Annotated in this window: 25 protein-coding genes; 9 read left to right on the forward strand and 16 right to left on the reverse strand. The window is 70.7% G+C overall.

Going from position 1 to position 26,934, the window contains the following annotated elements; translation table 11 throughout:
• Nucleotides 1-66: 66 nt before the first annotated feature.
• Nucleotides 67-606, reverse strand: a complete 540-nt coding sequence (locus OHA37_RS19430) for an RNA 2'-phosphotransferase (protein WP_266906952.1) — start codon at nucleotides 604-606, stop codon at nucleotides 67-69.
• A gap of 135 nt (nucleotides 607-741) precedes the next feature.
• Here OHA37_RS19430 and OHA37_RS19435 point away from each other — a divergent pair, with 135 nt between their 5' ends.
• Complete coding sequence (locus OHA37_RS19435) at nucleotides 742-1,626, forward strand: aquaporin (protein ID WP_266906954.1); 885 nt, start codon at nucleotides 742-744, stop codon at nucleotides 1,624-1,626.
• Between the two features lie 105 nt (nucleotides 1,627-1,731).
• On the opposite strand, the gene OHA37_RS19440 is transcribed toward OHA37_RS19435, so the two are convergent.
• From OHA37_RS19440 to OHA37_RS19455, 4 genes are read right to left on the reverse strand one after another with little or no spacing between them, the layout of a single operon-like run.
• Entirely contained in the window at nucleotides 1,732-2,646 is a 915-nt protein-coding gene (locus tag OHA37_RS19440; RefSeq protein ID WP_266906956.1) for a MerR family transcriptional regulator, read from the reverse strand.
• Nucleotides 2,647-2,656: 10 nt separating this feature from the next.
• On the reverse strand, nucleotides 2,657-3,580 hold the full coding sequence (locus OHA37_RS19445; RefSeq protein WP_266906958.1) for a metal-dependent hydrolase: 924 nt from the start codon (nucleotides 3,578-3,580) through the stop codon (nucleotides 2,657-2,659).
• Nucleotides 3,577-5,349, reverse strand: coding sequence for an SDR family oxidoreductase (locus OHA37_RS19450; RefSeq protein WP_266912916.1), 1,773 nt, complete (start codon nucleotides 5,347-5,349; stop codon nucleotides 3,577-3,579). Before OHA37_RS19450 ends, OHA37_RS19445 begins: the two co-directional genes overlap by 4 nt.
• A gap of 5 nt (nucleotides 5,350-5,354) precedes the next feature.
• A complete protein-coding gene (locus OHA37_RS19455; protein WP_266906960.1) occupies nucleotides 5,355-6,224 on the reverse strand; it encodes a M24 family metallopeptidase in 870 nt (289 codons plus the stop codon).
• Nucleotides 6,225-6,451: 227 nt separating this feature from the next.
• On the opposite strand from OHA37_RS19455, the gene OHA37_RS19460 reads away from it, so the two are divergent.
• From OHA37_RS19460 to OHA37_RS19480, 5 genes are all read left to right on the forward strand, one after another.
• Nucleotides 6,452-7,489, forward strand: coding sequence for an ABC transporter ATP-binding protein (locus OHA37_RS19460; RefSeq protein ID WP_266906962.1), 1,038 nt, complete (start codon nucleotides 6,452-6,454; stop codon nucleotides 7,487-7,489).
• On the forward strand, nucleotides 7,479-8,366 hold the full coding sequence (locus OHA37_RS19465) for an ABC transporter permease (protein WP_266906964.1): 888 nt from the start codon (nucleotides 7,479-7,481) through the stop codon (nucleotides 8,364-8,366). The genes OHA37_RS19460 and OHA37_RS19465 overlap by 11 nt, the downstream gene beginning before the upstream one ends.
• Entirely contained in the window at nucleotides 8,363-9,274 is a 912-nt protein-coding gene (locus tag OHA37_RS19470) for an ABC transporter ATP-binding protein (RefSeq protein ID WP_266906966.1), read from the forward strand. The genes OHA37_RS19465 and OHA37_RS19470 overlap by 4 nt, the downstream gene beginning before the upstream one ends.
• A 14-nt stretch (nucleotides 9,275-9,288) precedes the next feature.
• Nucleotides 9,289-10,008: an ABC transporter permease gene (locus tag OHA37_RS19475; RefSeq protein ID WP_266906968.1), complete on the forward strand. Its 720-nt coding sequence runs from the start codon at nucleotides 9,289-9,291 to the stop codon at nucleotides 10,006-10,008.
• A 119-nt stretch (nucleotides 10,009-10,127) separates the two neighbouring features.
• The gene (locus tag OHA37_RS19480) at nucleotides 10,128-10,769 is read left to right on the forward strand and encodes a rhomboid-like protein (protein WP_266906970.1); all 642 of its coding nucleotides are present in this window, start codon (nucleotides 10,128-10,130) and stop codon (nucleotides 10,767-10,769) included.
• Between the two features lie 141 nt (nucleotides 10,770-10,910).
• Here OHA37_RS19480 and OHA37_RS19485 read toward each other — a convergent pair whose 3' ends face one another.
• The 9 genes from OHA37_RS19485 to OHA37_RS19525 form a co-directional block, all read right to left on the reverse strand.
• Nucleotides 10,911-11,723: an HAD family hydrolase gene (locus tag OHA37_RS19485; protein WP_266906972.1), complete on the reverse strand. Its 813-nt coding sequence runs from the start codon at nucleotides 11,721-11,723 to the stop codon at nucleotides 10,911-10,913.
• Nucleotides 11,720-12,997 (reverse strand): serine--tRNA ligase, encoded by a 1,278-nt coding sequence (gene serS, locus OHA37_RS19490; RefSeq protein ID WP_266906974.1) that lies wholly within the window; start codon nucleotides 12,995-12,997, stop codon nucleotides 11,720-11,722. The genes OHA37_RS19485 and serS overlap by 4 nt, the downstream gene beginning before the upstream one ends.
• 526 nt (nucleotides 12,998-13,523) lie before the next feature.
• Nucleotides 13,524-14,459: a prephenate dehydratase gene (gene pheA, locus OHA37_RS19495; protein ID WP_266906976.1), complete on the reverse strand. Its 936-nt coding sequence runs from the start codon at nucleotides 14,457-14,459 to the stop codon at nucleotides 13,524-13,526.
• A 42-nt stretch (nucleotides 14,460-14,501) separates the two neighbouring features.
• Nucleotides 14,502-15,743, reverse strand: a complete 1,242-nt coding sequence (efeB, locus tag OHA37_RS19500) for an iron uptake transporter deferrochelatase/peroxidase subunit (RefSeq protein WP_443046311.1) — start codon at nucleotides 15,741-15,743, stop codon at nucleotides 14,502-14,504.
• An 80-nt stretch (nucleotides 15,744-15,823) separates the two neighbouring features.
• Nucleotides 15,824-17,866 carry a copper resistance CopC/CopD family protein gene (locus OHA37_RS19505; RefSeq protein WP_266906978.1) on the reverse strand — a complete coding sequence of 681 codons (2,043 nt, stop codon included), beginning with the start codon at nucleotides 17,864-17,866 and terminating at the stop codon, nucleotides 15,824-15,826.
• A gap of 22 nt (nucleotides 17,867-17,888) precedes the next feature.
• Nucleotides 17,889-18,395 (reverse strand): copper chaperone PCu(A)C, encoded by a 507-nt coding sequence (locus tag OHA37_RS19510; RefSeq protein WP_266906980.1) that lies wholly within the window; start codon nucleotides 18,393-18,395, stop codon nucleotides 17,889-17,891.
• Entirely contained in the window at nucleotides 18,392-19,045 is a 654-nt protein-coding gene (locus tag OHA37_RS19515) for an SCO family protein (RefSeq protein ID WP_266906982.1), read from the reverse strand. Before OHA37_RS19515 ends, OHA37_RS19510 begins: the two co-directional genes overlap by 4 nt.
• 96 nt (nucleotides 19,046-19,141) lie before the next feature.
• Nucleotides 19,142-19,870 (reverse strand): YcnI family copper-binding membrane protein, encoded by a 729-nt coding sequence (locus OHA37_RS19520; RefSeq protein ID WP_266906984.1) that lies wholly within the window; start codon nucleotides 19,868-19,870, stop codon nucleotides 19,142-19,144.
• Between the two features lie 110 nt (nucleotides 19,871-19,980).
• On the reverse strand, nucleotides 19,981-20,796 hold the full coding sequence (locus OHA37_RS19525) for a hypothetical protein (protein WP_266906986.1): 816 nt from the start codon (nucleotides 20,794-20,796) through the stop codon (nucleotides 19,981-19,983).
• A 248-nt stretch (nucleotides 20,797-21,044) separates the two neighbouring features.
• On the opposite strand from OHA37_RS19525, the gene OHA37_RS19530 reads away from it, so the two are divergent.
• Entirely contained in the window at nucleotides 21,045-21,569 is a 525-nt protein-coding gene (locus tag OHA37_RS19530) for an ATP-binding protein (RefSeq protein ID WP_266906987.1), read from the forward strand.
• A 64-nt stretch (nucleotides 21,570-21,633) separates the two neighbouring features.
• On the opposite strand, the gene OHA37_RS19535 is transcribed toward OHA37_RS19530, so the two are convergent.
• On the reverse strand, nucleotides 21,634-23,100 hold the full coding sequence (locus OHA37_RS19535) for an aminopeptidase P family protein (protein WP_266906989.1): 1,467 nt from the start codon (nucleotides 23,098-23,100) through the stop codon (nucleotides 21,634-21,636).
• Nucleotides 23,101-23,259: 159 nt separating this feature from the next.
• Nucleotides 23,260-24,867: a PP2C family protein-serine/threonine phosphatase gene (locus OHA37_RS19540; protein ID WP_266906991.1), complete on the reverse strand. Its 1,608-nt coding sequence runs from the start codon at nucleotides 24,865-24,867 to the stop codon at nucleotides 23,260-23,262.
• Between the two features lie 407 nt (nucleotides 24,868-25,274).
• Here OHA37_RS19540 and OHA37_RS19545 point away from each other — a divergent pair, with 407 nt between their 5' ends.
• On the forward strand, nucleotides 25,275-25,973 hold the full coding sequence (locus OHA37_RS19545) for a bifunctional DNA primase/polymerase (protein ID WP_266906993.1): 699 nt from the start codon (nucleotides 25,275-25,277) through the stop codon (nucleotides 25,971-25,973).
• A 131-nt stretch (nucleotides 25,974-26,104) separates the two neighbouring features.
• The gene (locus tag OHA37_RS19550; protein ID WP_266906995.1) at nucleotides 26,105-26,791 is read left to right on the forward strand and encodes a hypothetical protein; all 687 of its coding nucleotides are present in this window, start codon (nucleotides 26,105-26,107) and stop codon (nucleotides 26,789-26,791) included.
• The last annotated feature ends 143 nt before the right edge of the window (nucleotides 26,792-26,934 follow it).

Below are 26,934 nucleotides of genomic sequence, written 5' to 3' on the forward strand. Positions count from 1 at the left end.
GAACAGAGTAGGGGGATGATCTGACAATCCCCCGGTGAATTCAGGGGCCGCCGGGGCGTCTCCGGCTTATTGGAACCGCAGGAATTGCGGCGGCACGGAGTCCGCCAGCCACACCCCATTGGCGCTGACCCGAAAGACGTGCCCCGCTGCGCGCATCGCCCCCGCGTCGACGGCGAGGACGACCGGCCGGCCGCGCCGTGCGCCGACGCGGGTCGCGGTCTCCCGGTCCGGGGAGAGGTGGACGTGGTGGCGTGCCATCGGGCGCAGTCCCTCGGCGCGGATCGCGTCCAGGGCGGCCGCGACGGTGCCGTGGTAGAGGTACGCGGGCGGTTCGGCCTCCGGCAGGTCCAGGTCCACGGGGACGGTGTGCCCCTGGTTGGCACGGATCCGGCTGCCGTCGACGGCGAACCGCTGCTTGTCGTTGGCGGCGACCACGTGGTCGAGCTCGGCCCGGCTGATGGGGAAGCCGTGGGTGGCCGTGGCGCTCAGAAGATCGTCGATCTCCACCCAGCCGTGCGGGTCGAGCACCAGTCCGATGCGTTCCGGCTGATGGCGGAGGTGTTTCGAGACGTATTTGGACACCTTGACGGTGCGCTTGTCATCCATTCGCCCAGGGTGACGGCTCGGCCGGGGTCGGCGCAGCGAATTTTCGCCGTTCTCCCCAACCTGGACTCCCCCTATCGTGTTTCCAAGATACGGAATACATTTTCCGCTGAACTGCCACTCAAGGGGAAGAAAAGTATGACAAATAGTGCGTCTCTGTCGCGGCGTGCGACCGCCGAGCTCGTCGGCACCGCTGCCCTCCTCGTGGTCGTCATCGGATCGGGAATCCAGGCCGCCGCGCTCACCTCGGATACGGGCGTGGCCCTGGTGGCCAACTCGCTCGCCTCGGCCATCGGGCTCGGGCTGATCATCACGCTCTTCGGGCCGCTCTCGGGCGCCCACCTCAACCCGGTGGTGACCCTCACGACCTGGTGGGGCCGACGCACCGGCGGCGAAGGCCTCGAAGGCCGGGAAGCACTGGTCTACGTGACGGCCCAGATCGCCGGGGCCATAGGCGGCGCGGTCCTCGCGGAAGCGATGTTCGGCCGCGTCCCCGGAGCCTTCTCCACCCAGGTCCGCGACGGCGGACACCTGCTCGTCGGCGAGGTCGTGGCCACCGCCGGACTGGTCTTGGTGATCCAGGGCCTCGGCCGCATCGGCCGGCCGAAGCTGATCCCGGCCGCGGTCGCCGCCTACATCGCCGCCGCGATCTGGTTCACCTCCTCCGGCTCCTTCGCGAACCCGGCCGGCACCATCGGGCGCAGCTTCAGCGACTCCTTCACCGGCATCGCCCCGCAGTCGCTGCCGGGGTTCGTCGCCGCCCAGCTCGTCGGCGGAGTGCTCGGCCTGGTCCTCGCGGGCTTGCTCTACGGGAGCACCCGCCGGGCGGCCGCCTCCACGACGGCCGCCTCCACCGAGACGACCGCCTCCACCGCGACCACCGAGACCGCGACCACCGACACCACGACCGCCGACACCACGACCGCCACTGCCACTGCGCCCGCGGCGGCCACCACCGTGACCCCCGCCGCTCCGGTGGCCGAAACCAGCGTGCCCGGACCGGCGTTCCAGGCCGTCGGCTGACCCTCCGGACGTGGTTCCCCACAGGTCGGTCGGACTTGTCCACAGCCCTTTGCGCCGGTTTCGGCGGCAAAAGCGTGATCCGGCCTGTGGACTACTGAGCGAGCACTACCGGCCGCCGCGGCTGGCCAGATCGTTCATCGTCCGGGCCTGCAACTCCCGCTCCGTGGCGGCCCGGACGAACTCCGCCACATGATCCGGACCCACCAGCTCCTGCACGGCCCGCACGGTCTCCGCGGGCAGCGCCACCGGGGCCGGCCCGGACGGCTGGGGGGTCCCGACGGCTCCGAGGTGCTGCTGCAGGTGGCGGGTCGCGAAGAGGCGCATCGCCCGCGCCAGTTCCGCGTCCACCGTCTGCTGGGCCAGTGGCCGCAGCCTTCGTACCATCGTGGCCGCCTCGGCCGCGTCGGCGTCGGTCGGGGGGACGGCCCCCAGGTACCGGGCGAAGACGTGCTCCGTGGTGAACTCCAGGAAGCGCGAGGCGATGAGCTCCACCTGCCCGCGCAACTCCCGCAGATGACCGGTGATCGCGGGCAGCGGGACCCCGGCGGCGTACAGCTCGGCGGCCACGGACAGCTCCTGCGGGGACGGTACGAGGAACTGGTCCGGGCGCCCCGGGATCCGCTCCAGCACGCCCAGCTCGCACGCCTCGCCGACCGCTTCGTCGTCGGGCTTGCCGCCGAACCGCTCGTTCAGCTCGTCCCGGCTTATCCGGGCCGCTTCCTCATCCGTCCACGGTCCGTGCACCTCGGCCACCAGGCCCAGGACTCCGCCGAGACCGCGCCCCGCGTCCCAGGCCTCCAGCAGTTCCTTGATGGAAGCCAGGGTGTAACCGCGGTCCAGCAGGTCGGCGATCTGGCGCAGCCGCGCCAGATGCGTGTCCCGGTAGACGTTGGAACGGCCTCGGCGCTCCGGCTTCGGCAGCAGACCGCGGTCCTGGTACGCCCGGATCGTGCGGACGGTCGCACCGCTGTGGTGCGCCAGATCCTCGATCCGGTACTCGGCTACTGCCTGCTCGGACAATCCCGGCTCCCTACGACATGGCGGCTCGGCCGACCGCGCCCGCAGCGGACCGGGCGGCGGGTGAAGCCGCGAGGTACTCGACCGCCCTGCGCAGCGAGCCCTCCTGCGAGGGATGGTACGACCGCCGCAGGTAGCGGGGTATGGCCGTGCCGAGCTCTCTCCAAGTGGGCAGCAGCCCCTTGGCCACGGCCCGGTTGTGCTCGCGCAGCGAATAGCGGGTCCGTCCGCGCAGTTCGGGGTCGTTGCGCAGGAGGTAGGAGGCCCCCGCGATCCACAGCCAGCCCATGACTGGCGCGACCACGGCCATGCCCTCGATGCGCCGGAGGTAGCGGGGCAGGCCCGCTCCGCCGCAGTGCTGGTACATGTCGAAGGCGACGGACCGGTGCTCCACCTCCTCGGCGCCGTGCCAGCGCAGCAGGTCGAGCATGACCTCGTCCGCTCCGGCCGCGTCGAGCCCCTCGGCGCCGAGCACCCAGTCCCCGAGCACCGCCGTGAACTGCTCGATCGCGGCGACCAGCGAGAGCCGGAAGCGCAGCCACTCCTGCGCCGTGATCGGGGCACCGAACGGCGGGGTCTCCCCGAGCAGCTTCTCGAAGAGGAAGTCCACGTACTTCGTGTACGCCTCGGTGGGCAGCCGCTGTTCGGCGAGGTGGTCCAGGACGTAGGAGTGCTGCACGCTGTGCGTGGCCTCCTGGCCCATGAACCCCTTCACCTCACTGCGCAGCTTGGGGTCCGTGACCAGGGGCAGGCCCTCCTTGAAGACCTTCACGAACCACCGCTCACCGGCCGGCAGCAGCAGGTGCAGCACGTTGACGACGTGGGTGGCGGTGGGCTCGCCCGGTATCCAGTGCAGCGGGGTGGCCTTCCAGTCGAAGGCCACCCGCCGCGGCGCGATCGCGTACGGGGCAGCCCTGCCCGCGACCGCCTCGCTCACAGCTTGGGCTCCAGTTTCGCGAATCGCCGCAGGGTCCCCGGCGCGAACCGGGACATCCACAGGGCGCCCTTGGACTCGGGAGTCACCGGAACCACGGCCTGGTTCTTCACGACCGCGAGCAGGATCGCGTCCGCGACCTTCTCCGGCGGGAAGTTGCGCAGCCCGTAGAGCCGGGAGGACTTCTGCTGGCGCCGCTTCTCCTCGGCCTCGTCCACTCCGGCGAAGCGAGAGGTGGCGGTGATGTTGGTGTTGACGATGCCGGGGCAGATCGCCGACACACCGATCGACTTGGAGGCCAGCTCGGCCCGCAGGCACTCGCTGAGCATCAGCACCGCCGCCTTGGAGGTGCTGTACGCGGGCAGCGTCTTGGACGGCAGGTAGGCGGCGGCGGAGGCGGTGTTGACGATGTGCCCGCCCTGGCCGCGCTCGGCCATCTGCTTGCCGAAGAGCCGGCAGCCGTGGATGACGCCCCACAGGTTGACGTCGAGGACCTTCTTCCAGTCCTCGGCGGTCGTGTCCAGGAACGGCCCCGACAGGCCGATCCCGGCGTTGTTGACCAGGACGTCCACGATCCCGTACTCGGAGGCGACCTTCGCGGCGAGCTTCTCCATGGCCTGCTCGTCGCTGACGTCGACGCACTCGCCCCAGGCCTGCGGCGAGCCGACCAGGCGTGCCATGTCGGCGGTGCGGGCAGCGCCGTCGGCGTCCCGGTCCACGCACACCACCCGGGCGCCGGCCTCGGCGAACGCGAAGGCGGTGGCCCGGCCGATGCCGCTGGCGGCTCCGGTGACCAGGACCAGCTGGCCGCCGAAGCGGTCCGCGTACCTGCCCGGGGCCTTCTGCTCCGGCGCCCGCGTGGCGGGCTCCTCCCGGGAGGTGACGAACTCGGTGATCCACGCGGCCAGCTGGTCGGGCCGGGTCCGCGGCACCCAGTGCTTGGCCGGCAGGGTGTGCCGCACCAGGTCAGGGGCCCACAGCTCCAGCTCGTCGTAGAGCCGCTCGGAGAGGAAGGCGTCCCCGGTGGGGGTGATCAGCTGCACCGGTACGTGGGCGTACGCGTCGGCGCGCGGCCGGCGCAGCCGGGCCCGGACGTTGTCCCGGTAGAGCCAGGCTCCGTGCGCGGCGTCGGAGGGCAGGGAGGCCGTCGGGTAGTCCCCGGCCGGGATGTTCTCCATCCGCTCGATCAGCTTCGGCCACCGCTTGCCGAGCGGCCCGCGCCAGGCGAGCTCCGGCAGCACGGGGGTGTGCAGCATGTACACGTACCAGGACTTGACGCCCTGCTGCAGCAGCTGGGCGGCCCGGCGCGGGGTCGGCCGGGCCATCCGCTTCTTGATCCAGTGCCCGAAGTGGTCGAGGGAAGGCCCCGACATGGAGGTGAAGGAGGCGATCCGGCCCTCGGTGCGGGCGACCGTCGCGAACTCCCAGCCCTGTACGGAGCCCCAGTCGTGGCCGACCAGGTGCACCGGGCGGTCCGGGCTGACCGCGTCCACGACCGCGAGGAAGTCGTCGGTCAGCTTCTCCAGGGTGAACCCGCCGCGCAGCGGCTGCGGGGCGGTGGAGCGCCCGTGGCCCCGTACGTCGTAGAGCACGACGTGGAACCGGGAGGCCAGCCGCTCGGCGACCTGCGACCAGACCTCCTTGCTGTCCGGGTACCCGTGCACCAGGACCACGGTCGGCCGGTCCGTGTCGCCGAGTTCGACGACGCACAGCTCGACCCCGCCGGTGCTCACCCAGCGCTCGCGCGCGCCCGCCAGGCCCGCGTCCGTCATTGCGCTCATGCCGTCTTCTCCTCAGCCCAGCGCCGCACGTGCGGCAGATCGTCGTCCAGCCAGTACGCGCTCTCCTCGGGGTCCCGGGAGTCGGTGACGACCAGGATCTCCTCGAACTTCGCGCCGGTGCCCCGGAAGCCCAGGTGCGGCTCCACCGCCCACAGGCCGGGCTGGGGCGGGTGGTCGGAGAAGCGGTACGGGCTCCACAGCGGGGACCAGCCCTCGCGGTGGCCGCGCAGGGCATCGGAGGCCAGCCCCTTCAGGGCCTGGGTGCCGAACCCGAACGCGGTCGGTGCCCAGCTCCGCTCCTTGACCCGGTCTATCTTGTGCGCGATGACGCCGAAGGGGTAGGCCCGGTGCCGGTTGGTGTACCCCTGGACGATCATCAGTCGCTCCACCTCCTCGTAGATGTCGCGAAGGGAGCGGCGCTCGCGCACCTGGTCGAGGATCAGCGTGCGGTGCGCCTGCAGATCGGACATGAGCCGGTCCTGCACCGGGTTGAGGCCGAGGCTGCCCGAGTACCCGATGTCCGCGGTGTGGCCCTTGTAGACCGGGGCCATGTCGAGGATGAACGGCATCCCCGGCTCCAGGGCCCGGTTCGTCGGGAAGAACTGCAGGGGGATCTTGAAGCCGGTGAAGGCGGTCCGGTCCCCGAACCACGCGAACGGCATGTGGAACCAGTCCCGCACCCCGCGCTCGCGCAGCCACTCGCGCTGCATCCGCGCGGCTTCGCGCTCGGTCACGCCGGGGCGCAGCTGCGCCGCGACGGCCTCGGCGCACTCGTAGGAGAGGCGCTGCACCTCCTTGAACCCGCGCAGCTCGGCGGAGAGTTCCGTGGTGCGTCGCTTCGTGCGTTGCCTGGTGTCCCCAGCCATGCCAGCCGTCCGTCCATGTAGCCGTACGCGCCCGTAACTTGACACTGATGAATGTGACAATGACTGGAGATCACGTCAAGGCCCGTGCACGGACCTGTGGACAAACTTGTCCGGTACGCATCAGCCCTACGTCAGCCTTATGTCGGGGTCCGTAGTCCTGAAGGCGGAGAAAGGATCGAGCTCCAGGTCTGACGATCCGGGCTCCGTGCGCCACTAACGTCGTTCACGTGACTGTCATCGCGACCGAAAGCCTGAGCAAGCGGTACCCCCGAGTGACCGCCCTCGACCGGCTCTCCTTGGACATCGGACCCGGAGTTACCGGGCTCGTGGGCGCCAACGGAGCCGGCAAGTCCACGCTGATCAAGATTCTGCTGGGACTCTCCCCCGCCACCGAGGGCACCGCCGCCGTGCTCGGACTCGACGTAGCCACCCATGGCAGCGCGATCCGCGAGCGCGTCGGCTACATGCCCGAACACGACTGCCTGCCCCCCGACGTCTCGGCCACCGAGTTCGTCGTGCACATGGCGCGCATGTCCGGGCTCCCGCCGACCGCCGCCCGTGAGCGCACCGCGGACACCCTGCGCCACGTGGGGCTGTACGAGGAGCGCTACCGCCCCATCGGCGGCTACTCCACCGGCATGAAGCAGCGCGTCAAGCTCGCCCAGGCGCTGGTCCACGACCCGCAACTGGTGCTCCTCGACGAGCCCACCAACGGCCTCGACCCGGTCGGCCGCGACGAGATGCTGGGCCTGATCCGCCGCGTCTACACCGACTTCGGCATCTCGGTCCTGGTCACCTCCCACCTGCTCGGCGAGCTGGAGCGGACCTGCGACCACGTCGTGGTCGTCGACGGCGGCAAACTGCTGCGCTCCAGTTCCACCAGCGACTTCACCCAGACCACCACGACCCTCGCGGTCGAGGTCACCGACTCCGACGCCCACCCGGACGGCACCGCCGCCCTGCGCAAGGCGCTCACCGAGGCGGGAGTGACGCTGCACGCGGGAGAGGAGGAGGGCCTGCCCGGAGCCGGCCACATCCTCCTCGTCGAAGCCTCGGGCGAGGCCACGTACGACGTCGTCCGCGACACGGTCGCCGATCTCGGCATCGGCCTGGTCCGCATGGAGCAGCGCCGCCACCACATCGCCGAGGTCTTCCGCGACAGCGACGCGGCGGCCGCCCGGGCCGAACAGTTCGCAGCTCAGTCCGCCCAGGCCACCGCCTGGGCCGCCACCCAGCAGAAGGGAGCCGGTTCCGATGGCGCCTGACACCTCGACCCAGATCCACAACATCGGCTACCGGTCCTACGACGGCCCCCGGCTCGGCCGCTCCTACGCCCGCAAGTCGCTCTTCGCGCAGTCCCTGCGCGGCGCCTACGGACTCGGCCGCTCGGCCAAGTCCAAGGTGCTGCCGATGCTGCTCTTCGCGGTGATGTGCGTTCCCGCGCTGATCCTCGTCGCGGTCGCCATCACCGTGCCCGGCTCCACCGCGCTGCCGATCAAGTACACGACGTACGCGATGACCACCCAGGTGATCGTCTACCTCTACCTGGCCTCCCAGGCGCCGCAGTCAGTCTCGCGGGACCTGCGCTTCAAGACGGTGCCGCTCTACTTCTCGCGGCCGATCGAGCGCGTCGACTACGTCGTGGCCAAGTTCGCGGCCATGGCCTCGGCCCTGTTCATCCTCACGGCCACCCCGCTGCTGATCATGTGGATCGGCTCGCTCCTGGCGAAGTTCGACTTCGCCGACCAGACCAAGGGATTCGGGCAGGCACTGGTGTCGGTACTGCTTCTGTCGCTGCTCTTCTCCGGCCTCGGCCTGGTCATGGCCGCGCTCACCCCGCGCCGCGGCTTCGGCGTCGCCGCCATCATCGCCGTGCTCCTGATCCCCTACGGCGCCGTGTCCGCCGTCCAGGCCATCGCCTACGAGACCGGCTCCACCGGCGGCATCGAGTGGCTGGGCCTGTTCTCCCCGATGAGCCTCATCGACGGCCTGCAGACCGCCTTCCTCGGCGCCGACTCCGGCTTCCCCGGCAGCGAGGGCCCCTCGGGCGCCGTCGGCTTCGTCTACCTGCTCGTCATCCTCGGCCTCATCGCCGGCTCCTACGCCGCCCTGATGGCCCGCTACCGGAAGGCCGGGCTGTGAGCATCATCGACATCGACCACACCTCCCGCTGGTTCGGGAACGTCGTCGCCGTCAACGACGTGACCATGCGCATCGGTCCCGGAGTCACCGGCCTGCTCGGCCCCAACGGTGCCGGCAAGTCCACCCTCATCAACATGATGGGCGGCTTCCTCGCCCCCTCCACGGGCACCGTCACCCTCGACGGCACGCCGATCTGGCAGAACGAGCAGGTCTACAAGCAGATCGGCGTCGTGCCCGAGCGCGAGGCCATGTACGACTTCCTCACCGGCAAGGAGTTCGTCGTCGCCAACGCCGAACTCCACGGTCTCGACGAGGCGGCCGCCCAGCGGGCCCTGGCCACGGTCGAGATGGAGTACGCGCAGGACCGCAAGATCTCCACGTACTCCAAGGGCATGCGCCAGCGCGTGAAGATGGCCTCCGCCCTGGTCCACGATCCGTCGGTGCTCCTGCTCGACGAGCCGTTCAACGGCATGGACCCGCGCCAGCGCATGCAGCTCATGGAGCTCCTGCGGCGGATGGGCGACGACGGCCGCACCGTGCTCTTCTCCTCGCACATCCTGGAGGAGGTCGAACAGCTCGCCTCCCACATCGAGGTGGTCGTCGCCGGCCGGCACGCTGCTTCCGGCGACTTCCGCAAGATCCGCCGCCTGATGACGGACCGCCCGCACCGTTACCTGGTCCGTTCCTCCGACGACCGGGTCCTCGCCGCGGCCCTGATCGCCGACCCGTCCACCGCCGGGATCGAGGTCGACCTCAAGGAAGGCGCCCTGCGCATCCAGGCCGTCGACTTCGGGCGCTTCACCCAGCTGCTGCCGCGGGTCGCCCGCGAGCACGGCATCCGGCTGCTGACGGTCTCGCCTTCCGACGAGTCCCTCGAGTCGGTCTTCTCCTACCTCGTCGCGGCCTGAAGGAGCTGGCACTGATGTACAACCCCACCGTTGCCCGGCTCACCTACCGGGCCCTGCTCGGCCGCCGCCGCGCACTGATCCTCTGTGCGCTGCCCGTCCTGCTGATCGCCATCTCCATCGCCGTGCGCGCCTTCACGGGCCTCGACGACAAGGTCGCCGCCGATCTCCTCGGCGGTTTCGCCCTGGCGACGATGGTCCCGCTGATCGGTGTCATCGCCGGCACCGGCGCCATCGGCCCGGAGATCGACGACGGCTCGATCGTCTACCTGCTCTCGAAGCCGGTGAAGCGCCCGACGATCATCCTGACGAAGCTGACCGTCGCGATCGCCGTCACCATGGTCTTCTCCGCGATCCCCACCCTGATCGCCGGCTTCATCCTCAACGGCAACGGCCAGCAGATCGCCGTCGCCTACACCGTGGCCGCCCTCGTCGCCTCGGTCGCCTACAGCGCCCTGTTCCTGCTGCTGGGCACCGTCAGCCGGCACGCGGTCGTCTTCGGCCTCGTCTACGCCCTGATCTGGGAGTCGCTCTTCGGCAGCCTCGTCGACGGAGCCAAGACCCTCAGCGTCCAGCAGTGGTCGCTGGCCCTCGCGCAGAAGGTCGCGGGCGAGGGGTACGTGGACGCCACCGTCGGGCTGCCCACCGCGGTGATCCTGCTCGTCGCGGTCACCGTCGGCGCCACCTTCTACGCCGGACAGAAGCTCCGCAGCCTGAAGCTGGCGGGTGAGGAGTAGGACCTCCGGAGCCCGTACCGGCGTCCCACCGGCATCCGTACCGGATGTTTCACGTGAAACAGTGCCCCGCCCGGCCCACCGGCCAGGCGGGGCACAGCTTTGCGCGAGATCATCGGGAAATGATCGAGTACACCGAGCCCGAGCCCTCCAGGCCAGTGCGGTCATGGATACGCTCCGCGCCCGGCACCCACATCTGGCTGCTGATCATCGTGGTCACCAGCATCGTGGTCGTGATCGTGCCCGACCATCTCGAACACGTCCTGCTCCACCGCAACAGCAGCAACATCCACGAGCTCGCCCAGCACCCCGTACGAGCGCTGCTCAGCAGCGCGTTCTGGATCGAGGACCCGGCCTCGCTCCCGCTCTACTTCGTCCTCTTCGAGATCTTCCAGGCCAATGTCGAGCGCTGGCTCGGCACCCTGCGCTGGCTCTTCATCATCGCGACCGGACACATCACGGCCACGCTCATCAGCCAGAAACTGGTCCTGATGGCCATCCAGGACCACCGCGCCCCGCGCAGCATGGTCCACGTCGTCGACATCGGCGTCAGCTACGGACTCGCGACCGCCGTCGGGGTGCTGACGTACCGCCTGCCCGGTCCCTGGCGCTGGCTCTACCTCGCCGGCTCCGTGGCCTTCTTCGGACTCCCGCTGGTCTCCGGCGGGACCTTCACCGACTTCGGCCACGCCATCGCATTGGCCGTAGGCCTCCTCGCCTGGCCGCTGACCCGGCACCCGAACCTGAGCCGGATGCACGGCTGACGCACGGAAATTCACTGGTACGAGGCGTGCGGCGGGGGCAGAGTGAGCCGTGCGGGGAGAAACAAGAAGGTCCGGAACAGCCACTTCGAGCGCGCCTTGCGGCGCGGGCCGTTCCGGACCTTCCGTTCGTCTTCCGCCCGGTTACGCGGCGCCCAGCAGACGCTCCAGGACCACGGCGATGCCGTCCTCCTCGTTGGAGGTGGTGACCTCGTCCGCCACCGCCTTGAGCTCCGGGTGCGCGTTGGCCATGGCCACTCCGTGCGCGGCCCAGCCGAACATCGGGATGTCGTTGGGCATGTCTCCGAAGGCGATCGTGTCGGCCGCCTTCACCCCCAGCCGGCGCGCGGCCAGCGAGAGCCCGGTGGACTTGCTCAGCCCCAGCGGCAGGATCTCCACGACACCCGGACCGGCCATGACGATGCCGACCAGGCTGCCCACGGTCTCCCGGGCCACCTGGACGAGGGCGTCCTCGTCCAGCTCGGGGTGCTGGATGTACAGCTTGTTCAGCGGAGCCGACCACACCTCGGAGGTGTCCTCCAGGTAGAGCGCGGGAAGGCCCTCCTGGACCTGATAGCCGGGGCCGAAGAGCACCTCGCCCTCGACTCCGTCCCGGCTGGCGGCGATCGCCAGCGGACCCACCTCGGCCTCGATCTTCTCCAGTGCCAGCGCGGCCAGCTTCCGGTCGAGCGTCACCGAGGTCAGCAGCCGGTGCGCGCCCGCGTCGTAGACCTGAGCGCCCTGCCCGCAGACCGCGATGCCCTTGTAGCCGAGGTCGTCGAGGACGTGCCGGGTCCACGGCACGGCGCGGCCGGTGACGATGATGTGCGCTGCGCCCGCGGCGGTGGCCGCGAGGAGCGCCTCACGCGTGCGCTCCGAGACGGTGTCGTCGCCGCGCAGCAGCGTCCCGTCGAGGTCGGTCGCGACGAGCTTGTACGGGAACGGGGCCGTGCTCACTTGGTGATCGGCTCCAGGACTTCCCGACCGCCCAGGTAGGGCCGGAGCACCGGGGGAACGTGGACCGTGCCGTCGGCCTGCTGGTGGTTCTCCAGGATCGCGACGATCGTGCGCGGGACCGCGCACAGCGTTCCGTTCAGGGTGGACAGCGGAGCGGTCTTCTTGCCGTCGCGGTAGCGGATCGACAGGCGGCGCGCCTGGAAGCCGTCACAGTTCGAGGCGGAGGTCAGCTCGCGGTACTTGCCCTGGGTGGGGATCCACGCCTCGCAGTCGAACTTGCGCGAGGCGGAGGCGCCCAGGTCGCCGGTGGCGACGTCGATCACCTGGAAGGGCAGCTCCAGGCTGGTCAGCCACTGCTTCTCCCAGTCCAGGAGCCGCTGGTGCTCGGCCTCGGCCTCCTCCGGCGCGACGTACGAGAACATCTCGACCTTGTCGAACTGGTGGACGCGGAAGATGCCGCGGGTGTCCTTGCCGTACGTGCCGGCCTCGCGGCGGAAGCACGGGGAGAAGCCGGCGTAGCGCAGCGGCAGCTTGTCCGCGTCGATGATCTCGTCCATGTGGTACGCGGCGAGCGGGACCTCGGAGGTGCCGACCAGGTAGAGGTCGTCGCCCTCCAAGTGGTACACGTTCTCCGCGGCCTGGCCGAGGAAGCCGGTGCCCTCCATGGCGCGCGGGCGGACCAGCGCGGGGGTGAGCATCGGGGTGAAGCCGGCCTCGGTGGCCTGCGCGATGGCCGCGTTGACGAGGGCGAGCTCCAGCAGGGCGCCGATGCCGGTGAGGTAGTAGAAGCGCGAGCCGGACACCTTGGCGCCGCGCTCGACGTCGATGGCGCCCAGGGACTCGCCGAGCTCCAGGTGGTCCTTGGGCTCGAAGCCCTCGGCGCCGAAGTCGCGGATGGTGCCGTGCGTCTCCAGGACGACGAAGTCCTCTTCGCCGCCGACGGGCACGTCCGTGTGGACGACGTTGCCGAGGCGCAGGAGCAGCTGCTTGGCGGCTTCGTCCGCCTCGTTCTGCTCGGCCTCGGCCGCCTTGACGTCCTGCTTGAGCTGATCGGCCTTCTTCAGCAGCTCGGCCCGCTCCTCCGGAGAGGCCTTGGGGATGAGCTTGCCGAGCGACTTCTGCTCGTTGCGGAGTTCGTCGAATCGCATGCCGGAGGACCTGCGGCGCTCGTCTGCGGAGAGCAGTGCGTCGACGAGGGCGACGTCCTCTCCACGGGCGCGCTGCGAGGCGCGGACACGGTCAGGGTCTTCACGGAGCAGCCGGAGGTCAATCACCCCTCCAGGCTACCGGGCCGGGCTTCCGAGGAGCGCACCGATATCACGCTGCGTGTCACTTTGTCCCAATTGCCGCGAATGGAAAACTTCCTGCAGGAGGCTGGAAGCATCCCTTCCGTCGGGGCCGATAAAACGGCTCCATTCCCCGAAAAGGGGCGCAACGGCAGCGATCGGGCACCCTCTGAGCAGGAGGGAAGGGCCTTCCTTGTCCACAGGAATTCCCCAGGGGACCGGCTTATCCACAGGCTGTGTGCCGGATCTGTGGACACAGGAATAGATCAATCTCGACCATGGGGCGAGCGGGCCCAATCAGGGTTCAAACCACCCTCACACACTCATTCGGGTGGGAATGACTCGCCCCAAAGAGTTGATCGGTGATACAGGGGTGACGCCGTTCACCTCCCGCTCGTCAGCGCGAAACCTGCGCCACCCGACCGATTTGTCGACCTTGTCGTGTTGCCGTGTCGACTTGTCCCCAGGTCTGCATCGATCCCTGTGGATAACTCTGTGGACAGTGGACAGAGCGTTAGGGGCGCCCGTCGAGGCAACGCGTCAGCCAGTCCGAGGCCGCGGTGAAGTCGCCGTCGGAGGTGCCGGCCCGGGCGGTCTGGACGTCACCCTGAGCGACACCGGCGCGCGGGTAGGAGCCGAGGAAGCGGATCTGGGGACAGGTGCGCTTGAGGCCCATGAGTGCCTCGCCGACCCGGCGGTCGGAGATGTGTCCCTCGGCGTCGACGGCGAAGCAGTAGTTGCCGATCCCCGCACCCGTGGGCCGGGACTGGATCAGCATCAGGTTCACCCCGCGGACGGCGAACTCCTGGAGCAGCTCCAGCAGCGCGCCGGGTCGGTCGTCGCCCATCCACAGCACGATGGAGGTCTTGTCGGCTCCGGTCGGTGCGGCCGGGCGGGCAGGACGTCCGACGAGCACGAAGCGGGTCTCGGCGTTCTGCGCGTCGTGGATCTCGGTGACCAGCGGGACCAGCCCGTAGGTGGCGGCCGCGAACTCGCCCGCGAAGGCGGCGTCGAAGCGGCCCTCCTGGACCAGCCGGGCACCGTCGGCATTGGACGCAGCCGACTCCCACAGGGCGTCGGGCAGGTTCGACCGCAGCCAGTTGCGCACCTGAGGCTGGGCGACCGGGTGCCCGGTGACGGTTTTGACGTCCGACAGCTTGGTTCCGGGCCGCACCAGCAGTGCGAACGCGATGGGGAGCAGCACCTCGCGGTAGATCATCAGGGGTACGCCGGCAGCCAACTCGTCCAGGGTCGAGGTGACCCCGCCCTCCACCGAGTTCTCGATCGGGACCAAGGCGGCCGCGGCCTCACCGTTGCGCACGGCGTCCAGAGCGGCCGGGACCGAAACCATCGGGACGAGCTCCCGGGTCGCGGCTTCGGGGAGGGTGCGAAGGGCGGCTTCGGTGAACGTGCCCTCGGGACCGAGATAGGTGAAGCGGGTGGCCGACATGTGATCAGCCTAATGCCGGGGCCAGGACCCGACAGGGGCTGTTCACCCTTCGAGCAGCCGCTGGCCCACGTACTCCCCGGCGCGCGCGCCGGGCGGCACCGCGTACAGGCCGCTCGACTCGTGCCGGATGAAAGCCGAGAGGGCGTCGCCACGATCGAGCTTGCGCTGGACGGGGACGAAACCGCGGGCCGGGTCGGCCTGCCAGCAGATGAAGAGCAGCCCCGCGTCCGGGGTTCCGTCGGGGGCGATCCCGTCGTGGAAGGAGAAGGGACGCCGGAGCATGGCCGCCCCGCCGTTCTGTGCGGGTGCGGAGATCCGGGCGTGTGCGTTGGCGGGGATGACCGGCTTCCCGTCGGCGCCGATCTTGTCGAGGGCCATGGCGGTGGTCTCGCCGCCTCCGGTCAGCGGGGCGCCGGTGGCCTTCGTACGGCCGATGACCTGCTCCTGCTGGGCGAGTGACTGCTGGTCCCAGGAGTCGAGGAGCATCCGGATGCGGCGTACGACGGCGTACGAGCCCCCGGTCATCCAGGCGTGCTCCGGGGGGAGCGTGCCCTGGACGAAGATCCGCTGGTCGAAGTCGGCTTCGGTGGGCTTCGGATTGTTGGTGCCGTCCACCTGACCCATGAGGTTGCGGGCCGTCATGGGAGAGGCGGTGGCGCCGGGAGAGCGGTTGAAGCCGTTCATCTGCCAGCGCGGCCGGGCCGCCTCCCCCGCGTCCTTCTGTAGGGCGCGCAGCGCGTGGAAGGCGACCAGTGCGTCGTCGGAACCGATCTGCACCCAGAGATCGCCGTTGCTGCGCTGGGCATCGAGCCGGTCGGCGGAGAAGTCCGGCAGCGGGTCGAGGGCGGCGGGGCGGCGTGCGGTGAGGCCGGTGCGCTCGAAGAAGGAGTGGCCGAAGCCGAAGGTCACGGTGAGGGAGGAGGGGCCGGAGCCGAGGGCGATGCCGGTGTCGGCGACCGGTGCGGTCTCCCCCGCGGTCAGCCGCCGCGCGGTATCGGACCAGCGCCGCATCAGAGCGGCGGCCTCGGTACGCCCGGCACCGGGCGCCAGGTCGAAGGCGAGGACGTGCCCCTTGGCCTGGAGCGGCGTGGTGATGCCGGCCTGGTGATCCCCGTGGAAGGCCACCCGGGTGGCCCCGAGGCTGCCGGGGGCGCCGCCGGATCCCGTGGACTCGGACCCGGACACCGCGGACTGTACGAGGGCTCCGCCGGCGGCGCCGAGCGCGAGCCCGGCGGCGCCCGCGGCGCCGACCGTGCCCAGCAGACGGCGGCGGGAGATCTCGATACCGGGGAGTTCCGTGGTGCGCTCGGCGCTCTCGGTGCTCTCTGTGCTCTCGGTGGGGTCGCTGTTCTGGGTCACGCGGGTCAGCCGATCTTCACGTTCTTCTGGACGGTCGTCTGGTCGATGTCGGAGGTGCGGATGGTCACGTCGATCCGCCATTCCCCGGTCAGCGGAAGCTGGACGCCCGATGCGGTCCAGTGCCCGGCGGCGGCACGCTCGGGGAGGACCGGAAGCGGGCCGATCTCCTTGGCCTCCAAGGTGAAGGACACCTTGAGCTCGGGCAGGTCGAGCGGCTTGCCGTCGGGGGTCTCGGCCCATACGTGGAGGGTGTTCGCACCGACGCGGCCCGGGTCCAGCTGGAGCCGGACCGAGCCCTTGCCGTTCTGGCCGCCGGTGTCGAAGGGCAGCGTGACCTTGACCGCGCGGTCGGGAACGGCGGTGGCGGTGGAACCGCGACCCACCTCCAGCTCCGCGGCACGGCCGGGCTCGGTGCTGGTGAGGATGGTGGTGACGGCCAGTAGGACCACGGCGACGCCCGCCTCGGCGAGGACGGACCGGCGCAGGCCGGCGCGGTCCGGATCGGCGTCGCGCACCTGCTTCTCCCGCGCGGTGCGCCGCGCGGCACTCTGGCGGGCGAGCTGCGCGGCGCGCCGGGGGTCGGAGGCGACGGCGTCCGAGGCGTCGGGGACGGCGTTGGCGTCCGAGGCGACGGCCACGGGTGATGTTTCACGTGAAACATCGGAAGGGCTTGCCTCCTCCGCTTCCCGCTCGGCCTTGGCTTCGGCCTTGACCTCGGCCTCGCTCTGGCTCCCGGCCAGCCGCGAGGTCCACTTCCGCGAGGTGTAGGCGATGGCGACGACGACGGCCACGAGGCCGATCTTGACGAGCAGCAGCCGGCCGTAATCGGTCCCGGTCAGCGCGGACCAACTGCCGACCTGGCGCCAGGCCTGGTAGGTGCCGGTGCCGGCCAGGACGAGAACGCTGGTGAAGGCGACGGTGGAGAAGCGCCGGATCGCCGTGCGCTCGATCCCCGGGACCTTGTGGAGTGCGACGAGCAGTGCGGTGAGTCCGCCGAGCCACGTGGCGACGGCCAGCAGGTGCAGGATGTCGACGGGCATGGCGAGGGCGGGCTGGATGCCGGTGGAGGCGTGCTCGGACAGCGCCCAGGTGGCGGCGATGCCGCCGGCGACGACGGTCCCGCCGATGCCGAGCCCGAAGACGAGGTCGCTCTCGCCCTTGGCGTCCTCTTCGGAGACCTCGGAGGTGCCGGAGCCGCCCGGTCCGTCCGTGCCGTCCGCCGTGTGGCGCCGGGCATAGGAGCCGAACAGGACGGTGATGAACAGTGCGGCGGCGCCCAGGAGCAGCAGCCGCGAGACGAGCGAGGCCCCGGACTTGGTCTCCAGGACGGTCTTCAGCCCGGCCAGGTCGAAGGCGTCGGAGAAGTTCCCCGACCCGGTGTACGGGTTGCGGAGCAGCAGCATCACCAGGGTGGCCACGGTGAGCGCGACCCAGGCCCGTACGACCAGCTTCTGCATCGGCCGCTGCGCCGCGCCCCGGCGCCAGCACAGGAGGATGAAGGCGGCGGCGCCGACCAGTACGGCGAACCCGGCGTAGGCCACGTAGCGCGCGATGCCGTAGGCGACGGCGACGGGCCCGTCGCCCGCCGTCCGAGAGGGCAGGGAGACCGCGGTCTCGGAGGGTGCTCCGATGGAGAAGGTGAAGGCGCCGGAGATGGGGTGGCTGTCCGCGGATATGGCCTGCCAGGCGACGGTGTAGGTGCCGTCCGGCAGTCCCGGGCGCAGGGCGGTGCCGTAGCGGATGATGCTTCCGCTGCAGAGGTCGCGCAGTTCGCCGGTATCGACGCGCTTGCCCCGGGGATCCAGGACGCGGATGGAGTCGCCGTTCATGGCGACCCCCTCCGAGAAGGAGAGCGTGATCTGGGCGGGCGCCATGGCGACCACCGCCCCGTCCGTGGGGTCGCTCGCGGTCAGCGCGGCGTGTGCCGAGGCCGGCGCGGCAGCGGCGAAGAAGGCTGCCAGCAGAGCGGCGAGGACCAGCGCGAGCCGCGGCAGGAGTGCCGTGGCACGGACGCGGGCCGTGGATGGGGTCGGGGCGGTGGCCGTCATGGCGTGTCAGTCCCTCGGTCCGTCAGTGGGCGGTGCCATCGGAGGATGTCGGAGCCTTGTACGTCCGCTCCTTGACGTCCAGCTCGACCTTGACCGGGCCGGACTTCTCGAAGCGCAGTTCGATGGTGACCTTGTCACCGACCTTGGGGGTGTTCTTGAGCCCCATGAACATGACGTGGCTGCCGCCGCGCGCCAGCTTCAGCTCGCCGTTCGCGGGCACGTCCATGGACTGCACCTGCTGCATCTTCTGATCCTTGGTCTCGTGGATCTGCAGATCGTCGGAGAGCGGGCTCGTGGCGCCGGTCAGCTTGTCGGCCGTCTTGGAGTCGTTCTTGATGACCATGAACGCGCCGGCCATCTCGTCGTTCACGGGCTGCGGCATGTAGCCGCCGCTGACCGTCAGCTTCGGAGCGCCACCGGAAGCGGATCCGGAGTCCTTGCCGTCCGAGGAGCAGCCGGATATGGCGAGCGCGGCCGTCAGGGAGAGGGCGACGGCGAGGGTGCGGGTGCTGGTGGTGCGGGTGTTCACGGGTTCTCTCCCTTGACGACCTTCGGCAGGTCCTTGGTGTAGTCATCGACGGTGGTGCTCTCGCCGTAGAGGAGGTATCCCTCGTCGGTCTTGGGCGAGAAGGCGATGACCTGGGCGCCGTGCATGGACACGACGTTGCCGGCGGCGTCCGTCTTGGCGGCCTCGATACCGATGCCGAGGGTGCGTGCGGCGGCCTGGATGGTGGCGAAGTCCCCGGTCAGCCCGGTGAATGCCGGGTCCTGGGCCTTGAGCCACGAGCCGAGGGATTCGGGAGTGTCCCGTTCCGGGTCGGTGGTGATGAAGACGACCTGGAGCTTGTCTTGGTCGGCCTTGGGAAGTGCCTTCTTGGCGACGGCGATGTTGCTCATCGTCAGGGGGCACACGTCGGGGCAGCGGGTGTAGCCGAAGTAGATGAGCGTCGGCTTGCCCTTGGTCTGCTCGCGCAGGTTCCACGGCTTGCCGGTGGTGTCCGTGAGGACGACGTCCGGCTTGTCGAAGGGGCGGTCGAGCACGGTGGCGGAGCCGGCTTTCGCCTGGTTCTCGCTGATCTGGGTGACCTGGCCGTTCTTGGCCGGTTCGCCACCGCAGGCGGTGAGGGTGAGGGCGGCCGCCGCCACGAGGGCGGCGAGCGTCACACGTGTGGTGCGCATGGGAAAGTCCCTGGGATCGGGGGTGGTACGGGTGGATCCGCGAGCCCGGCCGGCCCGGATGACCGGCCGGCTGCGCGGAATCGGCAGGTCAGGAGGTCAGGAGGTGCGGCGCCGCGAGGCGATACCGAAGGCCACGCCGCCGAGTCCGATGACGATGCCGGCGATGCCGAGGGCCCGCGCGGTCGTGTCGGAGCCGCTCTTGGCGGCGGCCGTGTCGTGGCCGTCCTTGTGGTCGGCCGCGGCGCCGTTCTTGTCGCCGTCCGTCTTCGCGGCGGCGTCGTGGTGGTCGCCGCCGGCCGGGGCGGCGATCAGCTTCAGGACGGGCGCCGGGTTCTGCGGCTCCGCGGCGCCTTCCTTGGGCTCTTCGATCCAGCGGACGATCTCGCCGTTGTCGTAGGTCTGGATCGCCTTGAAGACCATCTTGTCCGTGCTGTCGGGCAGCTTGCCGACGGACAGCGGGAACTGCTGGAACTTGCCGGGCTCGATCTTGCCGCCCGACCAGGTCACCTTGGTGACGGCCTCGTTGATCTGCTTGCCGTGCACGGTGAGCGGCTTGTCGAGCTTGGTCTTCTCCACGTTCACGGTCCAGCCGGGAACGTCCTGCGGCATGACGGAGGACAGCGGCTGGTCGACGGGGAAGTTGACTTCCAGCTGGGTCGTCGAGGCGCCGTCCCGCTCGTTGGGGACCTTGAAGTTGATTGTCGCGTAGCCGCCCTTGGTGGCCTCGCCGGGCTGCACGCCGACGTGGGCGAAGGCCGTACCGGAGAGGAGGAGGACGGAACCGGCGGCGAGGGCGGCGGCGAAGGAGACGCGAGAGGTCTTCATGGCAGAAACACTCCACGGAAGCTGTGGTGACGGTGGCTCCGCGCGCGGCGCGCACGGAGTTCGCGGCACCGGTGCTCCCGTCGTGAGTCCCGGGGAGGAGAGGTGCCGCTTCAGGCTGCGAGGGCGAATGCCGTGGGCGGCCCGCGCCTGATCACCGTGTGCTGGAGTGCGTCCCTGCCCGTGGAGAGCCCGGAGCCGGTCCCGGCGCCCGCTGCCCGCGGTGTACGCACGGGCCGGTCCGCAAGACCCGCGCCGAGGGCCCGTACGTAGGCCAGCGCGGCACGCAGGGGGCGTACCGGTCCGGACGCGGCGGAGAGCCTGGACAGTTCGAGGAGGCGGAACAGCGCGGCGTCGCCGCGCCCGAGCAGCCAGCCGGCGGCGAGCGCGGCCAGCAGGTGCCCGATCAGCATGGCCGGGCTGAACAGCCCGACCAGTCCGGTGGCCGGCTCTACGAGGCCCTGCCCCATGTGGGCGTGGGTCATGTGCCCCTGCGCCTCGGCCTGCGCGGCCACGGCGTCCGGGTCCAGCCCGGCGCTCTCCAGGATCCGCCGGGCATCCGCCGGGTGGATCGGGACGGAGTTGCCCCCGCACACCAGCTGGGCGGCCAGCGCCGCTAGTGAGGTCTCCGAGGAGGTACCGCCGCCCGCCGAGGCCTTGTGCTGGCCGAGGCCGAACACCGTGTGCAGCGCGAGCTGTCCGCCCGCCAGTGCGGCGGCGATGCCGGGCAGCGAGCGGCGGCGTCCCGCGAGGGGGGCCGCCACCGCGAAGACGGCGAGGAAGCCGGCGCAGAGGGACCACCAGGGCACCGTCGCGCAGGAGGCCAGTGCGTGCCCGGCCGCGGACAGCACGACACAGACCGCGGTGAACACCGCGGCCCGGATCAGCCTGAGGCCGGGTCCGGCCTGCGTCGCGTGGGGGGCAGTCATGGCCGGGCCATCATCGCACTGGGCTTAGGCGCCGCATACGGCAGGTGCGACAGCAGGTTGGCATTCCCGCGCACGGATGCGGGGCGTCGGTCGGTGCCCGCGCACCCGGCCACTCCCCCAACCCCAGCCCGGCATCTGCGCGTACACCGCCGCATACACCGCCGCCCGGGAGCGCCGCATCGGCCGAACGAGGGCTCTGTCGGCCTTCTGGCGCTTAGCCCCCGCCCCGGGCGGCAATAGGTAACCGTATGAGCATCTGGTGGTCTCTCCACTTGAGGCGCGAAGCAGCGAGTGTGCCCCTCGCGAGGCGACTGCTGCTGGGGACGATGGAGACCGCGGGGGTGGACCCGGACATCTCCTTCGACCTGTCGGTGGCGCTGAGCGAGGCGTGCGCGAACGCGGTGGAGCACGGTGGCCGCGAACCCGTCCCGCGCTGCGGGTACCCGGACGACGCGACGTACCCGGACGACGCGACATACACGGACGACGCGGCCCCGGGCGGCGGATCCCCGGACGGGACCGGGGCGTACCACGTCACGGCCTATCTGGACGGGGACCGCTGCCGCATCGAGGTGAGCGACTCGGGCCCGGGGTTCCCGCCCGCGACGGTGGCCCGCCGCAGACCGTCCCTGGCCGAGCACGGCCGGGGACTGCACCTGATCGAGGAGCTCGCCGACCACGTCCGCTTCCGCAACCGGCCGGGCCGGGGCGCCGTGGTCAGCTTCGACAAGATGCTGAAGTGGCGGGACGACTCGCTGCTGAAGGTGTCGTAGACGCGCCGATGGGCGGAACCCGTGGAGGGTCCCGCCCATCGGCGCGTACGAGCGAGCGGTGGCGTCAGCCCTTGAGCCGTGCCATCCACGCCTCGACCTCGTCCGAGGTGCGGGGCAGACCGGCCGACAGGTTCCGGTTGCCGTCCTCGGTGACGAGGATGTCGTCCTCGATCCGGACGCCGATGCCGCGGTACTCCTGCGGCACGGTCAGGTCGTCGGCCTGGAAGTACAGACCGGGCTCGACGGTCAGGCACATCCCGGGCTCCAGCGTGCCGTCGACGTACGCCTCGGTGCGCGCGGCGGCGCAGTCGTGGACGTCCATGCCGAGCATGTGGCCGGTGCCGTGCAGGGTCCAGCGGCGCTGCAGGCCGAGCTCCAGGACGCGCTCGACCGGGCCCTCCAGCAGGCCCCACTCGACGAGCTTCTCGGCGAGCACGTGCTGCGAGGCGTCGTGGAAGTCGCGGAACTTCGCACCCGGCTTGACGGCGGCGATGCCGGCTTCCTGGGACTCGTAGACCGCGTCGTAGATCTTGCGCTGGATGTCGGTGTACGTGCCGTTGATCGGCAGCGTGCGCGTGACGTCGGCGGTGTAGAGGGAGTGGGTCTCCACACCGGCGTCGAGCAGCAGCAGGTCGCCGGAGCGGACGTCGCCGTCGTTGCGGACCCAGTGCAGGGTGCAGGCGTGCGGACCGGCGGCGCAGATGGAGCCGTAGCCGACGTCGTTGCCCTCGACGCGGGCGCGCAGGAAGAACGTGCCCTCGATGTAGCGCTCGGAGGTGGCCTCGGCCTTGTCGAGCACCTTCACGACGTCCTCGAAGCCGCGGACGGTGGAGTCGACGGCCTTCTGCAGCTCGCCGATCTCGAACGCGTCCTTCACGGCGCGGGCCTCGGAGAGGTAGACGCGCAGCTCCTCGTCGCGCTCCTTGGTGACCTTGTCGGTCAGGGCGGTCTCGATGACGGAGTCGTGACCGCGCACGGCGCGGACCGGGCCCTCGGCCTCGGTCAGCTCCTCGGCGAGCTTACGGACGTCCTTGGCCGGGATGCCCAGGAGCTGCTCGGCCTCCGTGAGGGAGTGGCGGCGGCCGACCCACAGCTCACCGCTGCCGGAGAGCCAGAACTCGCCGTTCTCGCGGTCGGAGCGGGGCAGCAGGTAGACGGTGGCGTGGTGGCCGGTCTCCCCCGCGGGCTCCAGGACCAGGACGCCGTTCTCGGTCTGGTCGCCGGTGAGGTACGCGTACTCGGTCGAGGCGCGGAAGGGGTACTCGGTGTCGTTCGAGCGCGTCTTCAGCCGCCCGGCGGGGACGACGAGACGCTCACCGGGGAAGCGCCGGGACAGTGCGGAGCGGCGGGCGGCGGTGTGCGCGGCCTGAGCGATCGGCTCCAGTCCGCGCAGCTCGGTGTCTGCCCAGCCCGTGCGCATGCTCGCGGCGAGCTCCTCGCTGACACCCGGGTACAGCCCGTTCTTGCGCTGCTTGTGCTTCTTCTTGGGCTGCTCTTCTTCCGGGGTCTCCGGGGTGAGCTCGTCAGCCACGTCTTCTCCTCAGTACGACGGACACGGACCGGGTATGGACCTCATCCATCGTATGTGTGAGCGGACGCCCCCCGACGGGTCGTGTGACAAATCAGCTAAACCCGGCCACACCGTCACACGCCCCGCCCCCGCCCCCGCCCCCGTCTCCTCATGTCCTCGTCACTCGAACCGCGCCGCGAGCAGCACGATGTCCTCGGAGGCGTCCGCCGGGGAAACGGGACCGTCCCCGCCGCCGTCCGGCAGCACCGTCCGCAGGATGTGGTCGCAGATGGCGGCCGGGTCCTCGCGGACGCTACGGGGGATCCCCGCGGCCGCGGCGTGCAGCCGCGCGTACGCCCGGTCCATCGGGTCCCCGGTGCGGCGGAGCAGCCCGTCCGTGTACAGCAGCACCGTTTCTCCCGGCGCGGGCTCGATCTCCACGCTCGGAGCCTCCCAGCAGGACAGCATGCCGAGCGGTGCGGAGAGGGTGGTCTCCACGTACTCGGTGCGCCGCTCGCCGATCAGCAGCGGCGGGGTGTGCCCGGCGCCGGCCAGGATGAGCTTCCTCCCCCGGCCGTTCGAGTTCGGGCCCCCGGCGGGCTCGCAGTAGGCGAACAGCGCGGTCGCCGAGCGCGCGGGCTCGGTCAGGCGCAGCAGCAGCTCCAGGTCGGACAGGACGGCGACGGGGTCCTCGCCCTCCATGACGGCGTACGCCCGCAGCGAGGCGCGCAGCCGCCCCATCGCGGCGACGGCGCTCGGTCCCGAGCCGGTGACGGAGCCGACGGCCAGCCCGAGGGCGCCCTCAGGCAGCGGCAGCGCGTCGTACCAGTCGCCTCCGCCGTGCGGGCCGGTGTGGTGCCGGGCGGCGAGCTGGACCCCGGGGATCCGGGGGAGCCGGCTGGGCAGCAGTTCCTCGGCGACGGTGGCCAGGCTGGAGCGGGCGCGCTCCACCTCCAGCATCCGGGCCAGGTGCTCGGCGGCGTGCCGGACGTACAGACCGGCCAGGTCGCGCTGGCGGTCGCTGGGCTCGGCCTGTTCGTCGTAGAGCCAGACGGCCGCGCCGAGCCGGCCGGTGGCCTCGGCGGTCAGCGGCAGCGCGTAGCTGGCGGCGTAGCCGAGACGGGCGGCGACCTCGCGGTGGCGGGGGTCGACGGTGGCGCCGTACGCGTCGCCGCCGGGGCCGGCGGTCGTACCGGGCTCGGGCAGGACCTCCGAGCCGCCGTTGGCGTCGGGCAGGCCGTCGAGGATGCGGCCGTAGGAGGTGGCGCTGCGCGGCACCGTCTCGATGTGGCCGAGGTCGGCGTGGCCGAGCCCGAGGCCGATCGTGGTGGTGGGGCCGAGTCCGTCGGAGGGCTCCAGGACGATCAGGCCGCGACGGGCGCCCACGAGGGCCGCACCCGCCCGCAGGAACTCCTGGAGGGAGGCGGTGAGGTCACTGGCGCGGGCGAGCCGCTCGGTGAGCTCGTGGAGGGTGGTGAGGTCGGAGACCATGCCCGCGAGGCGGTCCTGAATGACCGAGCTCGCGGCGGGGCCCTGCGCCGGTGTGTGGACCGTTCGCGGGCTCGTCGATGTGGACACGGCCGTGGGCGCCGGTGTGGGCGCCACAGTGTGCGGGGACGCTGTGACAGCTGGATCGATTCCAGCCACTTTCGGCAGATGCGGGGCGCTCATGGCGTCCGCCTTTCCAGCTGGTGCGATTCGCCATATAGCATCGCAAACCCCCAGATCATGCTGCGCCGCTATCAATGGATCCACATCTACACGCACACGAGGAGCGATGTCCAGCATTGCCCAGGTGGGAATCCTGGTGTCCGTGGGACGGCAACTCACTGTTCGGTCAGGGCTAGAACTTGGCCGGAAAATGCGGGAAGCGGGCGGTTTTTGCGGTCGACTGGGCGAGTCAGTCGGCCGGTCCGGGTACGTAATCCGTTGCACCCGGGGAGAGTTGGCGCAGTCCGGTGCCCGCCGGGAACCGTCGGGCACGGCCCGTCGTCCCCATCGACGAGAGCCGTCCCCCGCGCGGCCCCGGGTCGCGTACCGCCCCCGACGGACGTTTCATGGACCCGTAAGAAAACTGCACGAACCGTGTGAACCTGCTTCAGGCGGACAGTGACGCGAAACGTGCACGTGTGGTGAACCACCGCTTACATGGTGTGATGTGGCCCTCGGCGTTCAACGGAAAGGAACGAGCGCTCATGCGCGAGATCCTCGGAAGGCGTCTCCAGCGGCTCCGTAATCGCTTGCAATCCCTGCGTCCCGCCCCGCCGCAGGGTGATGCGCCGGCTCTTCTCGAAGCGGCGCTGACCTGCGCCAACATCTGGAACTGGCCCGTGTTGCCGGGCGTCGGACGCTCCGGCGCCGACAGTTCCCGGTGCGCCTGCCCCGACCCCGACTGCGTCGTGCCCGGCGCGCACCCCTTCGATCCCGGGCTGCTCGCGGCCACCACCGACCCCCGGATGGTGTCCTGGTGGTGGGCCAACCGGGCGGGTGCCCCGATCCTGCTGGCCACCGGCGGGAGCGCGCCCTGCGCGGTGAGCCTGCCCGCCGCGGCGGCCGCGCGTGCCGTCGTACGACTGGACGCCGAGGGGATGCGGCTCGGGCCGATCGTGGCCACCCCCACGCGGTGGTCGCTGCTCGTGGCGCCGTACTCGCTGGAGCGGCTCGGCGAGATCCTCTACGCCAAGGACCACGTGCCCTCCTCGCTGCGTTTCCACGGCGAGGGCGGCTACTTGCTGCTGCCACCCTCCACCGCGATCGACGGTGGCCAGGTCCGGTGGGAGCGCGAGCCCGCGGGTGCCGGAGAGATCTGGCTGCCCGAGGTGGAGGCGGTCGTGGACGCACTGGTGGAGGCGAGCAGCGGAGCCCCGGGCGGCGGAAGCCGGCTCGCGTACTGATGGGCGCGTACCCCGCGTACTGACGCCCGTGCACTGACGGATCACTCGTACGGGTGCCAGCGAGACGAGTTTCCAAGGGAATTGGGCGCGGGGATCTCCGTGCCCCATTCCCGCATCGCTATCTTCGGCGAATGAATCTCCGCCTGATCGGTATCGGCGCCGGTGTGTTGATCATCTTGTCGCTCCCGTTGGCGGGGGCGATCGCCGGGCCGGATTTCGCCGGTCAGAGCGACGGAAAGGGAGGCGGGCTGCTCTCCACCTTCGGCCTCGGTCACCCGGCCCAGGGAGATACGGGGTCCTCGGACTCCAAGGCCTCCGAGAAATCCGGGGCCTCCGAGGACTCCGGGGGCTCCGAGAAGTCCGGGGGCTCGGCCGATCCGGGCGGCTCGGGGGCGAGTTCCGCCTCCGGCCGGTCCCGTACGCCGGCCCCCGCCGCGGCGCCGGCCCGCCCGGGCCCGGCCGAACAGCCGCGCACGGACGCCCGCTGCGGACCCGAACTGTCCTCCCCGCAGGGGGTGGAGGCGCAGACGTGCGTCCTGTCGGGCGAGGGCCGGACGTGGGGGCGCAGCTACTACCGGAACACCAGCGGCCGCGCGCTCGACGCGGTGCTCACGGTGATGGGTCCGGCGGGGCGTACGGTGCAGATCCGCTGCGCGGTCGGCGCGGGCGACGAACCGGGGTTGTGCGAAACGCCGCGGGAGGAGTCGGCCGGGGTCCCGGGGGACTACTCGGCCGTAGCGGAATTTGCAGTTCCGGATGATGAAGGAGCCCTGCTCCTGCGGTCCGGGAGCAACTCACCGGTACCGGGTGACGGTTGAGCGTCACCGGAAAATCAAGGGCCCGGTCGCTGGCGACGGGGGATGCACCAGCGACCGGGCTACAAGAACCGTAACAAGAGATCGCCTGTTCGCAAATTCGATCTCTGATATTCGGACACCGATTTGCAGGCGATTAGCGGGAG

Origin of the sequence: Streptomyces sp. NBC_00335, from assembly GCF_036127095.1 — a bacterium.
Taxonomy (GTDB): domain Bacteria; phylum Actinomycetota; class Actinomycetes; order Streptomycetales; family Streptomycetaceae; genus Streptomyces.